Origin of the sequence: Flavobacterium flavipigmentatum (assembly GCF_020911905.1) — a bacterium.
Taxonomy (GTDB): domain Bacteria; phylum Bacteroidota; class Bacteroidia; order Flavobacteriales; family Flavobacteriaceae; genus Flavobacterium; species Flavobacterium flavipigmentatum.
The window spans coordinates 2,730,854-2,743,450 of record NZ_CP087133.1 but is presented as its reverse complement, the minus strand read 5'-3'; the positions used below and the strand labels follow the sequence as shown (position 1 = coordinate 2,743,450).

At 34.3% G+C, this 12,597-nt stretch carries 10 protein-coding genes; 6 read left to right on the top strand and 4 right to left on the bottom strand.

Annotated elements, in window-relative coordinates:
• Positions 1 to 282: 282 nt before the first annotated feature.
• Entirely contained in the window at positions 283 to 2,958 is a 2,676-nt protein-coding gene (locus LNP22_RS11990; protein ID WP_229973655.1) for a S8 family serine peptidase, read from the top strand.
• A gap of 186 nt (positions 2,959 to 3,144) precedes the next feature.
• Positions 3,145 to 3,333, top strand: a complete 189-nt coding sequence (locus LNP22_RS11985) for a hypothetical protein (RefSeq protein WP_229976405.1) — start codon at positions 3,145 to 3,147, stop codon at positions 3,331 to 3,333.
• A gap of 121 nt (positions 3,334 to 3,454) precedes the next feature.
• Here LNP22_RS11985 and LNP22_RS11980 read toward each other — a convergent pair whose 3' ends face one another.
• The 3 genes from LNP22_RS11980 to LNP22_RS11970 form a co-directional block, all read right to left on the bottom strand.
• Positions 3,455 to 4,369 carry a LamG domain-containing protein gene (locus LNP22_RS11980; RefSeq protein WP_229973654.1) on the bottom strand — a complete coding sequence of 305 codons (915 nt, stop codon included), beginning with the start codon at positions 4,367 to 4,369 and terminating at the stop codon, positions 3,455 to 3,457.
• 374 nt (positions 4,370 to 4,743) lie between these two features.
• Positions 4,744 to 5,784, bottom strand: coding sequence for a cysteate synthase (gene capA / locus LNP22_RS11975; RefSeq protein WP_210665627.1), 1,041 nt, complete (start codon positions 5,782 to 5,784; stop codon positions 4,744 to 4,746).
• Between the two features lie 69 nt (positions 5,785 to 5,853).
• Complete coding sequence (locus LNP22_RS11970; RefSeq protein WP_429670522.1) at positions 5,854 to 7,989, bottom strand: S9 family peptidase; 2,136 nt, start codon at positions 7,987 to 7,989, stop codon at positions 5,854 to 5,856.
• Positions 7,990 to 8,055: 66 nt separating this feature from the next.
• On the opposite strand from LNP22_RS11970, the gene LNP22_RS11965 reads away from it, so the two are divergent.
• Positions 8,056 to 8,376, top strand: coding sequence for a YbaB/EbfC family nucleoid-associated protein (locus LNP22_RS11965; RefSeq protein ID WP_210665629.1), 321 nt, complete (start codon positions 8,056 to 8,058; stop codon positions 8,374 to 8,376).
• Between the two features lie 97 nt (positions 8,377 to 8,473).
• Here the strand turns inward: LNP22_RS11965 and LNP22_RS11960 are convergent, their stop codons facing one another.
• Entirely contained in the window at positions 8,474 to 9,493 is a 1,020-nt protein-coding gene (locus LNP22_RS11960) for a threonine aldolase family protein (RefSeq protein WP_229973652.1), read from the bottom strand.
• Positions 9,494 to 9,645: 152 nt separating this feature from the next.
• On the opposite strand from LNP22_RS11960, the gene prfB reads away from it, so the two are divergent.
• The 3 genes from prfB to lpxD all read left to right on the top strand — a co-directional run bounded on the left by prfB (position 9,646) and on the right by lpxD (position 12,509).
• A protein-coding gene (prfB, locus tag LNP22_RS11955; protein ID WP_229973651.1) for a peptide chain release factor 2 occupies positions 9,646 to 10,744 on the top strand; the annotation gives its coding sequence in 2 pieces (ribosomal slippage) (positions 9,646 to 9,708 and positions 9,710 to 10,744; 1,098 coding nt in all).
• 81 nt (positions 10,745 to 10,825) lie between these two features.
• Positions 10,826 to 11,272 carry a peptide-methionine (R)-S-oxide reductase MsrB gene (gene msrB, locus LNP22_RS11950; RefSeq protein ID WP_210665632.1) on the top strand — a complete coding sequence of 149 codons (447 nt, stop codon included), beginning with the start codon at positions 10,826 to 10,828 and terminating at the stop codon, positions 11,270 to 11,272.
• A 238-nt stretch (positions 11,273 to 11,510) separates the two neighbouring features.
• Complete coding sequence (gene lpxD, locus LNP22_RS11945) at positions 11,511 to 12,509, top strand: UDP-3-O-(3-hydroxymyristoyl)glucosamine N-acyltransferase (protein WP_229973650.1); 999 nt, start codon at positions 11,511 to 11,513, stop codon at positions 12,507 to 12,509.
• Positions 12,510 to 12,597: the final 88 nt, after the last annotated feature.

Genomic DNA, 12,597 nt, shown 5'->3' with positions numbered 1-12,597 from the left:
TTAAAATAATATATATTTTCTTATAAATAACACCTATAACTCGTAAAAACCTTATTTTTTTCCATATAATAGCATAACTTTGATAAATTTGTAAGAAATAAATAGATCATATCGAAATATTTAAGATTATATTTCGTTTATATTTTCCACTTAACTAAAAAATTATAAGTGACCACTAAGGATACTACTGATTTTTGGTTTGGTCCAGCATTAATAAATTGGTTAAAATTGCCCTAATACCTAAAGTAAATGAAGACAAAACTTACTTGTTTTTTTTTGATAATGACAACATTCTGTTTCTCTCAAAGCCTGGACAAATGGAAACAATTCATAAAAAAAGAAAAAGAACCTAATCGAGAGAAGTACTATTTTACCTCTTTAGAAAATGCACATCAAAACAAATATAAAGTTGTAAAAAAACTTGATACTAATTTTTGTATTATTGAAAAGGAAAGTTTCAATGCACTTTTAAACGACGCCCTACCTACTAATAATTTATGGAAACTTCCAGCAAATTTTATACACCATAAAGAAGACAAAGAATATATTGTAGCAACTGATACCATCGAATCCTTACTTACTGATTTAAAATCAATAACCCTTGCTAATGTTCAAATTATCAATGAAAGGCTTGTAATTATAAAAAGTAATTCAGAAATAATAATCAATAAAATCATTCCTTTACGCAGTGTCTCTTCGATCTCTCAAGAATCAATGCAACCAAAAAGCGAGTCAAAAATAATCGATCAAAATTTTAGTATTAATAATATCAATAAAGCCAATACCAACTTTCCTTTGGTCACTGGCGAAAACGAAATTGCAGCAATCAAAGATGACTTTTTTGACTTGAATGACATTGATTTATTGAATAAACACATTCCTTCCAGCACGCAGTCCAGTACCGTGTCTAGTCACGCAAGCGCTATGGCAACTATTGTTTCCGGCCTTGGAAATAGCTCTGTTTTAGGAAAAGGAGTAGCTCCAAAAGCAAAAATACTGTCGTCTGATTTTTTGAATGTCTATCCCGATGAGGTAACCACATTACAGGGAGCAACCACTCAAAATCATTCTTATGGAACAGTTATTGAAAATTTTTACGGAACACTTGCTAATGCGTATGATGCTCAATTATTTTCGAATACAAATTTGACTCACTGTTTTTCCTCGGGCAACAGAGGGCTTGAAGGTTCTAAATCGATTACGGGAAATTTTAAACAATCAAAAAATAGCGTCGTAATAGGCAGTATTGATCAAAACGAAGTAATTATGCCTTTTTCATCAACAGGACCCGCCTATGATGGCCGGATAAAACCAGAATTGGTCGCCTTTAGTACGCAAGGAACTTCTAATGCTACTGCAATAACTACGGGAGTTATCACTCTGATGAAACAACATTATAAAACATTAAACAACAGCTCTCTCAATAATGCATTAGCAAAAGCAATTCTAATTAATAGTGCAAAAGATTTAGGCAACATTGGCCCTGATTTCATTTATGGCTATGGCAGTATAAATGCTGATAAATGTTTAAAAATGATCAGCGAAAACAGATTTATCTCAGATAATATAACCTCTGGTCAAACTAATTCGCATACTGTTATGGTTCCATCAAACGCAAAAAACCTAAAAATAACATTGGTCTGGAATGATTTACCTGCTTCTATTAATAGTAATATCAGTCTGGTAAATGATTTAGATTTGGAAGTTATTTCGAACAATAACACGACTTTTTTACCTTGGATTCTTAATCCAGAAGCTCCTCAGCAGCAAGCCACAAAAGGAAAAGACAAACTTAATAATGTAGAGCAGGTCGCGCTGGAAAACCCGGCATCCGGAATTTATACTATAGCTGTTTTCGGCTCTGTTATATCCAATACTTCTCAAGATTACAGCATCGCATACGAATATGAACTGGAAAATCAATTTGAATGGAACTATCCTTTAGCCAATGATAATTTTCCTTATGATGGTCAGACTATCTCCCCTTTCAAATGGAGCTCTTCATTTTCTGGTACCTCAGCTCTGTTATCAATTACTTATAATGATGGGCAAACTTGGGAAATTATTTCAAATAATATAAATCTGGATAACGAACAATTTACTTATACTCCTGCTGAAGAAAAATTTGCTAAAGCGAAATTAAAAATGACCATCAATAATGCAGAATATGTCTCTGATAGTTTTACAATTTCTTATGATTTAAAAATCAATACCAGTTTGGTCTGTGATGGTACAACAGAGATTAACTGGACAAAACCAACAGATGTTGTTTCCTTTAAAATCTATCAATTGACAGGGGAAGGCTTTGCATTTAAAGAACAAACAACAAATACTACCTATACGTACAATGACGGAAAAATTTATACCGTTGCGCCTGTAATTGATAACGATGAAGGGATAAAAAGTGAATCAACATTACAGAATGCTGAAAATTCTAATTGCTATTTTGAATTGACCTTTGCTGAAATTGATGAGGAAAACACAATTAAGATTAGTGCAAGTCTTTTTAGTCTTTATAATATCAAAAGAATAGAGCTCATAAAAATTACAAATACGACCGAAAATGTCATTAGCACTATAACTGATGTCAATTCAAAAGCATTCTATTTTTTGGATTCTTCTCCGGTAAAAGGCAGTAACAAATATCGAATAGCAATCATTTTGCAGTCTAATAATGTGATAAACTCCCCTATTCTGGACACTAATTATTTGGGGGATGATTTGTTTTCTGTTTATCCAACGCTATTAAGCAAAAACGAACCCTTAAATATTGAAGCCAAAAAAGACGAAGCCGCTACTTTTTATTTGTATTCTACCACCGGACAAAATACTTTTACTACCTCATTACCCTCTAAATTGAGCAATATAAACATAAAAACCACCTCATCGGGAATTTATATTTATAAAATAGTGACCAACTCAGGGGGAACACAAACGGGTAAAATCGCTATTTTTTAAGTTGTTCTAATTAGATTTTTAGAACTAAACAAAGTTTGTACAATATTTTTGAAACATATTCCCTTTTAAAGATAAATAGTAAAAACAAACTGTATTTGAATCATATTCTGTTGTTTGTATTTATTTTAAATAAAAGAATTTTAGTTATACAATACAGATTAACTAATATATTTGCTTAAAAAAAATATGAAAACATCAAAATACACTAAAGTTGCCGTAATTGTTATGGTAATTTTGTTTGTAGTGATTAGCGTGATCAGCTGTACTGCACACGTACACAACGGCAGTAATAAAGTACCACCTGGACAAGCTAAAAAAATGTCGGGAAGTAAAAGCGCAAAAGCCTATGCTCCGGGACAACAAAAAAAGCATTAATTTAGCTAAAAAGCCTTCTGAAATATAATTTCAGAAGGCTTTTTACTATTAAAATGGTTTCAAAAAAACATTAAAATATTTAATAACAGGAGCATCAAAAGTTTTAATAACAAATTCTATATTATTTTTTTGGAGAAGTATCAGTTATTTTTAGCAGGTAAGTTCCTTCAGGCAAATCATTTATACTGGCCCCAGTAGTACTTCCCAACACTTTCTTTCCTTGAGAGAAAACTTCAATATTCTTAGAAACTGTATTTTTATCATTGGCAGCTGTGTTATTGGCAGGTAGCGTTTTTGCTGAAGCTGTATTTTTTGTATTTGTAGCGCCCCCTTTTTTTACCGCTTCTGAAGACGAAACTGCTGGGGTTGCAATAATAAGAGGTTTAGAACTGCTATAAGACTCCATAACCTGCTCATCTGTCATCGCAACATTGTATATTTTAAGATCGTCTATATCTGCATTAACACCTGTTGTTGTATTTATTTCTCCAAGTCTAAAAATATAACCTTTGGTGGAGCGTGAGATTCCATCTACTGATTTTAATAATTCGCCATTACGATATACTTTTGAAGCATTTCCGTTGTAAGTAACAGCATAGTGATACCAAACCTCTTTTGCTAACGGAACAGATACGATAACATCATTTGCAGCTCCCCAGCCCGCCAAACTTAAATCAGAATTGCCCGAAGACGAAGCTTGCTGTAATAAGCCAAAATATTGCCCATTTGATGGACTGCCATAGCCAAAAATATAATTGGCCGCGTTAATCGTATTAAATTTTACCCAGAGAGAAATTGACCTCGGTTTATTGTCTTGCGGAAGATCACCTACTACTGCCTGCAATGCTTTATTAACTAGTCTTTGTGCGCTTTTAGCAGCTCCCATTCTGTCATTTACATAATTGGCTGCCCCTAAAAAGGAAATGGTATTATCAGCACTGTTTAAATTTCCATTGAAATTGAATTCCTGAACAGGATTTTGGGCATCAACATTCAAATAACTTACAAGCATTAGAGTAAGTAATATTTTTTTCATGGTTAAAGATTTTGGGTATTAAAATTTATTTGGTTTAGTTATAAGGAAATTAAAGAACAATTGATTTTATCGAAAATTAATCACTAACTCGAAAAAGCAAAAACTACAATAATAAAAATTGATCGTTATTATCTTCTGATTGCTCCTTTTTATGTTTTTATGTTTATTATTAAAAATTTAAATTTACATCAATCAACCGTACCTATTCTTACATTTTTATAAAGCATTCACATAAAATTATGAAAAATATAGACTTTAATAAATTTATTTTTCTCAAATCTAATACTATTTTACCTTTCTGCAACATCTAAAAACAAAAAAACTCCGAATGAAAATTCATTCAGAGTTTTTATCTATTTTATTGAAGTATTTTACTACTTTACAAATTCAATTTTTTGAACTTCCTCTTCATTAATGCTGTCAAAGAAACCTTGTTCATTCATCCAGTCATCACTAAAGACCTTACTCATGTATCGGGAACCGTGATCTGGAAAAATAGCAATAATATTGCTGTCTTTTGTAAACTCGCCCTCTTCTGCGTATTGTTTGATGGCTTGCATCACCGCTCCAGAAGTATATCCAACAAATAAACCTTCTTTTCTGGTAATCTCTCTGGCAGAGTGAGCACTTTCTTCGTCGGTTACTTTCATAAATTTATCAATAATATCAAAATCTGTAGCCGATGGAATCAGGTTTTTTCCTAAACCTTCTATGCGATAAGGGTAAATTTCTTTGCTATCGAACTCTTTTGTTTCGTGGTATTTTTTTAATACCGAACCAAAAGCGTCTACTCCGAGAATTCTAATGTTTGGATTTTGCTCTTTTAAGAATTTTGCAGTTCCTGAGATTGTTCCTCCAGTTCCGCTACAAGCAACAAGATGTGTGATTTGTCCTTTTGTTTGTTCCCAAATTTCCGGACCTGTGCTTCTGTAATGAGCGTCAATATTCAGTTGATTAAAATATTGATTGATATAAACAGAACCTTTTGTTTCTTCGTGCAAACGCTTGGCAACGTTATAATACGATCTTTCATCATCTGCAGAAACGTGAGCTGGACAGACATATACTTTTGCTCCCAAACTTCTCAACATGTCAATTTTATCTTTCGATGATTTTGAACTTACAGCCAAAATACAATTGTAGCCTTTTATAATACTTACCATTGCCAGACTAAATCCTGTGTTACCAGACGTTGTTTCGATAATGGTATCCCCCGGAGAAAGTATCCCTTTTTTCTCAGCTTCTTCAATGATGTATAAAGCTATTCTATCTTTTGAGGAATGTCCTGGATTAAAAGCTTCTACCTTTGCGTAGAAATTTCCTTCTAACTCTTCGGTGATTTTATTTAGTTTGATAAGTGGTGTATTACCTATCAATTCTAAAACATTATTATAAGCGTTTATTTCTTCTTTCATAAAAAAATAGTTAATCAAGGTAATTTTAAATGACCCTGATAGATTGCAAATTTAACAAAAAAATTCTAATTAGCTTTTAATTTTCTCTAAATCTAATAAAAAACTAAATTCTTTTGCTAAGTCTTTTAAAGCCTCAAACCTCCCTGAAGCCCCGCCATGTCCAGCATCCATGTTGGTATCTAAAAACAAAAAATTATTATCTGTTTTCATACTTCTCAACTTGGCAACCCATTTGGCTGGTTCCCAATATTGCACCTGAGAATCATGTAATCCCGTAGAAATGTACATGTTAGGATATTTTTGAGCTTTTACATTATCGTACGGTGAATACGACAACATATAATCATAATATTTTTTATTGTTGGGATTTCCCCACTCGTCATATTCTCCAGTTGTTAGCGGAATACTATCGTCTAACATTGTCGTAATTACATCTACAAAAGGTACCTGAGCAATCACTCCGTTGTATAATTCCGGCGCTTCATTTACGATTACGCCCATCAAAAGTCCTCCCGCAGAACCACCTTCGGCATACAAATGTTCGGGCGAAGTAAATTTCTCGTTAATTACAAATTTAGAGCAATCGATGAAATCTGTGAAGGTATTTTTCTTTTTTAACAGTTTCCCGTCTTCATACCATTGCCTTCCCAAGTCCTCCCCTCCTCTAATATGTGCAATTGCATACACAAAACCTCTGTCTAACAAAGAAAGTCTAGTTGATGAAAAATAAGCGTCCATGGTGATCCCGTAAGAGCCGTAAGCGTAAAGCAACAACGGATTTTTACCGTTTTTCTCTAAACCTTTTCTGTAAATCATCGAAATTGGCACTTTTACACCATCTCTGGCGGTAGCCCAAATACGTTCTTCTACATAATTATTTTTATCAAATTTGCCTCCCAAAACCTGTTGTTCTTTTAAGATTTCTTTGGTTTTGGTCTTCATATTAAAATCAATTACAGAGGATGGCGTAGCAAGCGACTGATAGCTGTAACGCAAAATATCGGTATCAAAATCGATATTTGTAGTGGTATATGCATTATACGTTTCGCTTCCAAAAGGCAAATAATAATCCGGCTCCTCATTCCAAGGCATGATGCGAATATGATTCAAACCATTGGAACGCTCTTCTACCACCAAATAATTTTTGAAAATTTCAATATCTTCCAACAAAACATCTTCCCGATGCGGAATAACATCTACCCAATTTTTCTTTTCTGTTTTATTCTCAGGCGTTTTCATCAATTTAAAATTGGTGGCCTTATCCTTATTGGTCAGGATATAAAAAGAATCTTCATAATGCGAAAAACTATATTCTAAACCACGCACACGAGGCTGAAACACAACAAATTCACCATCTGGAGTATCAGAATTTAAAATTCGATATTCGGTCGTCAATGTACTTCCCGAACCTATTACGATATATTTTCTTGATTTTTCTTTGCTTATCGAAACATTAAAAGTATCATCAGTTTCATTAAAAACCAAAATATCACTTTTTGAATCTGAATTTAATTTATGTCTAAAAACTTTATCCGAGCGCAAAGTCACTTCGTCTTGTTTTACATAGAAAATAGTGTGGTTATCATTTGCCCAAACCGAAGCACCGGTGGCATTTTCGATTTTATCTGCCAAAATTTCACCCGTTTCCAGATTTTTAATTTGAATGGTATAAATACGTCTTCCAACCAAATCAAGTCCAAAACTTGCAAATTTATTATCAGGGCTTACGCTAAGACCTTCTAATTTGAAATAGGCATGTCCTTTTGCCATTTCATTACAATTGAATAAAATTTCTTCATTGGCAGAAAGACTTCCTTTTTTTCGTGCGTAAATAGGATAGTCCTGACCGGTTTCAAAACGTGTAATATAAAAATAGCCATTATAAAAATAAGGAACCGAAGCATCGTCTTCTTTAATACGGCTTTTCATTTCTTCAAATAACGATCCCTGCAAACCTTTTGTCTGCGCGGTCATATTTTCGTAATAAGCGTTTTCTTTATTCAAATAATCGATAACCTCAGGATTCTCGCGGTCATTCAACCAAAAATAGTTATCAACTCGGGTTTCTTTATGTTTTTTTAGATTTTTAGCGATTATTTTGGCTTGTGGAGCTACTATATTGTCTTGCATTGATTGAGCGTTTGTTTTCATAATAAGAAGGGCAAAAATAACACATCGAGAACAGAACAGAATTAATTTTTTCATAAAATATTACTTTATTATACACCTTAATAGATTAATTTTGTTGAAAACAATTTAAAATAAACAAAAATGGATTTAATGGGAATGATGGGTAAACTTAAAGAAACCCAACAAAAAATTGAAGATACAAAAAAACGTTTAGATACAGTTTTAATTGATGAACAAAGTGCTGACGGCTTGCTAAAAGTGACTATGACAGCTAACAGAAAAGTAACTTCTATCTCTATTGATGATGCTTTACTAGAAGACAAAGAGCAACTGGAAGATTACCTAATCGTGACCTTAAATAAAGCTATTGCAAAAGCCACCGGTGTAAACGAAGCAGAGCTTGACGCCGTTGCCAAAATGGATATGCCAATGATTCCGGGAATGGATAATTTATTTAAGTAAGGTTCAAAGGTTAAAAAAAGGTTCAAAGGGACAAAGGTTTTATTCAAAATGAAAAAGCCTTTGAACCTTTGAACCTTTGCATCTCTGGGCCTTTTACCTAGAACTTCGAAAGTGTTTCTAAAACATACGTATGCATCACTTCTCTGTAATCAAGATGTGTCACAATCCTTAATTTTCCGTGACCCATGGAGCTAATAGAGATATTTTTTTGTTTTAATTTTTCCATCAATAATTGATCGCTAAAACCTTCGGCCAAAGAAAAAATCAAAATATTAGTTTCTACTGGTTCTATAGCGGCAACCCAAGGTTTTGTGCTTAAAACAGCAGCAATTTCTTTGGCTCGGCGATGATCTTCTGCCAATCGCTCGATATTATTGGCCAAAGCATACAATCCTGCTGCAGCCAAATACCCTACCTGACGCATTCCGCCACCGAGTATTTTTCTGATTCTCAACGCTCTATGAATATCAGATTTACTTCCTAATAATACAGAACCAATTGGAGCTCCCAATCCTTTAGACAAACAAACCGAAATAGTATCGAAAATAGCACCAAATTCTTTAGGATTTTGCCTTTTTGCAACCAATGCATTCCAGATTCTGGCACCATCCAAGTGAAATTTTAAATTGTTAGCATCGCACACTTTTTTTATTTCTCGCAAATCATCCAATTCATAGCAAGCACCACCACCTTTATTGGTTGTATTTTCTACACAAACCAAACTCGTTAGCGGACTATGGTAAAACTCAGGATCGTTGATCGCAGCTGCCACTTGGCTCGCATTTATCATTCCGCGATGACCGTCCAGCAAACAGCATGAAACACCGCTATTGAAAGAAACGCCACCACCTTCATAATGATAAACGTGTGCATATTTGTCTGCAATTAATTGCTCTCCGGGTTGTGTGTGCAATTTTATAGCCGTTTGATTGGCCATAGTTCCAGAAGGAAAAAAAAGCCCCGCTTCCATACCAAAAAACTCAGCCACTCTGGCTTCCAATTCAATTACTGTTGGGTCTTGTTTGTATACATCATCGCCAACTTGGGCATTAAACATATACTGCAACATTTCGTATGTAGGTTTGGTTATGGTGTCGCTAATTAAATTTATTTCCATATTCTAAAAACTATATCTTATTTTTGTCGAACAAAATTACGTATTACTAACAGTTATTCTAAACAAGTTTTGATAAATTTTAACTTGTAAATTAACTGTAAAAACAAATTAACGTAATATTTATAAGAAACTGATAAAACTAATATTAATTTATGACAACAACCGAACAAATAAAGGGTATTGTGGAGCGCCTTGGTGCGTTGAGGAGGTATCTTTGACGTTGATGCCAAACTGATCGAAATTGCGAACGAGGAAGAGAAAACTTTTGCTCCCGATTTTTGGAACAATGCAAAAGAAGCTGAAATCATTGTAAAAAATCTTCGAAATAAGAAAAAATGGATTGAAGATTACGACAAAGCCATCGAGCTTACAGATGAACTTCAACTGGCGTATGATTTTTATAAAGAAGGGGAGCTTTCTGCAGAAGAATTAGATGACCATTACAGCACAACACAATCGCATATTGAAAACATCGAATTTAAAAATATGCTTTCTGATGAAGGCGATAGTTTAAGTGCGGTAGTTCAGATTACAGCGGGTGCTGGCGGCACAGAAAGTTGCGATTGGGCCGGAATGCTCATGAGAATGTACATGATGTGGGGAGAAAGCTATGGCTTTAAAATAAAAGAACTAAACTTTCAGGCTGGTGAGGTTGCGGGTATCAAAACGGTAACTTTAGAGTTTGAAGGCGATTATTCTTTTGGTTATTTAAAAGGAGAAAACGGCGTGCATCGCTTGGTCCGAATCTCCCCTTTTGATAGCAATGCCAAACGTCATACCTCGTTTGCCTCTGTCTATGTCTATCCGCTGGTGGATGATAGTATTGAAATAGAGATTAATCCTGCTGATATAGAGATTACAACTTCTCGCTCGAGCGGCGCCGGAGGACAAAACGTAAATAAGGTAGAAACAAAAGTACAATTGGTGCACAAACCAACAGGCATCCAGATTCAGTGTTCAGAAACACGATCGCAACAAGACAATAGGCAACGTGCCATGCAAATGCTACGTTCGCAATTGTACGAAATCGAACTTAAAAAACAACAAGCGCAACGTGCCGATATCGAAGCGGGGAAAATGAAAATCGAATGGGGTTCGCAAATACGTAATTACGTTATGCAGCCTTACAAATTGGTAAAAGATGTCCGCACGGGTTACGAAACCAGCGATGTTGATGGCGTTATGAACGGAAATATTGATGCGTTCCTAAAAGCATTTCTGATGATGATGGGACAAAAAGAAGAGGAATAAAATTTAGGTTTCAGTCACAGTATTTAGTCAGCATGACTGAAGCTGTGGCTACTAAAAACTTCAAACTAAAAATACAGTATTATGATCAAATGGGCAAACGTAATTCATTTTACAAATAAAGGAAATCCTATTCCAGACAAAAAAGTTGAAAAAACGGAAGAGGAATGGAAGCAATTATTAACTCCAGAAGAATATCAGGTTACAAGACTAAAAGGTACTGAAAGGTCTTTTAGCTCTGAATTGTGCAGTTTGTTTGATCCCGGTCTTTACGAATGTAAATGCTGTGGCACATTGCTTTTTGATGCGAGCGAAAAATTTGAATCAGGAACGGGGTGGCCATCTTTTACACAGCCATTAAAAGAAAACGCAGTAGCCTATAATGCTGATAAATCGTACGGAATGATTCGTGTAGAAGTGGTTTGCAATACTTGCGATGCACATCTTGGACATGTTTTTCCTGATGGCCCGGAACCTAGTGGCTTACGCTATTGCATCAACGCAATATCATTATCTAAAATAAAAGAGTGATTTTTTTTATTGAATGGAGTCGGAAAGTTTAAAATTGACGATTTCATTCAATAAAAATATTTTAACAATACAATTCTAAATGAAACAAATGTTAAAAAATCACGATATAAAATATTGAAACCACAATTACTTGGCTATTATTCTAAAAATTTATCAAAATCTTAAAAAAAATATTAGGTAATTAGAATCTAATTGATTTTATTTGAAAACTCAAATCAAAAACCAATTCCAAAATTCAATGAAATCCTACTCAATTCAAGAAATTAACGAAGTAATAAATGGCGTAATATATGGCACAACTTCGCAATGCATTACAGCAACAGAACAATTAGAAAAAGCTACAGCTTCTGAAATTTCTTTTATAGGAAACAAAAAATACGAGAAGTTCTGGGAAACATCAAATGCTTCAGTAGCAGTTGTCAACGAAGATATTTCCATAGAACCAGGCGAAAATCGTGCCTTTATAAAAGTTAAAAATGCAGATTTGGCAATGTCACAAATTTTAGCACTTTTTGCCCCTCCTACTCCAATATTTCACACCAATATTCATAAAACTGCTACCGTAGACGAAACTGCAATTATTGGCGAAGACGCCCGCATTGGTGCAGGATGTTATATTGGTCCGAACGTAGTAATAGGTGCAAACGCAACTATTTATCCAAATGTGACTATTTTAGACGAATCGACTATCGGTAAAAATACAATTATATGGTCAGGAACCGTTGTTCGTGAGCGTTGTCATATCGGTAGCGACTGCATCATTCATCCCAATGCTACCATTGGTGCTGACGGTTTTGGTTTTAGACCCTGTAAAGAAAAAGGCTTGGTTAAAATTCCACAAATTGGAAACGTAATTATTGGTAATAACGTCGAAATTGGAGCTAATTCTTGCGTTGATAGAGGCAAATTCAGCTCGACTGTTTTAGGTGATGGATGTAAAATTGATAATTTAGTTCAGATAGGACATAACAGCAAACTGGGTAAATTTTGTATTATGGCAGGGAATAGCGGTTTGGCAGGTTCTGTTACCTTAGGAAATGGTGTAATAATTGGTGGAAGCGCCTCGATAAAAGACCACACCACTATTGGCGATGGCGCTATTGTTGGTGCTGGTTCTGGTGTAACTGGTGATGTTGCAGCAGGAAAAACAATGTTGGGCTATCCAGCAGTAGAGGCTCGCGATGCCTTAAAACAATGGGCAATTCTGAAAAGAATGGTCTGTGATTCTAAAAAATAATTCAAAATTGAAAACATATTCAAAAAACAGAAGTTCGCTTCTGTTTTTTTTATTTAAAACATAAACATTAAATTAAGAATATTCTCTT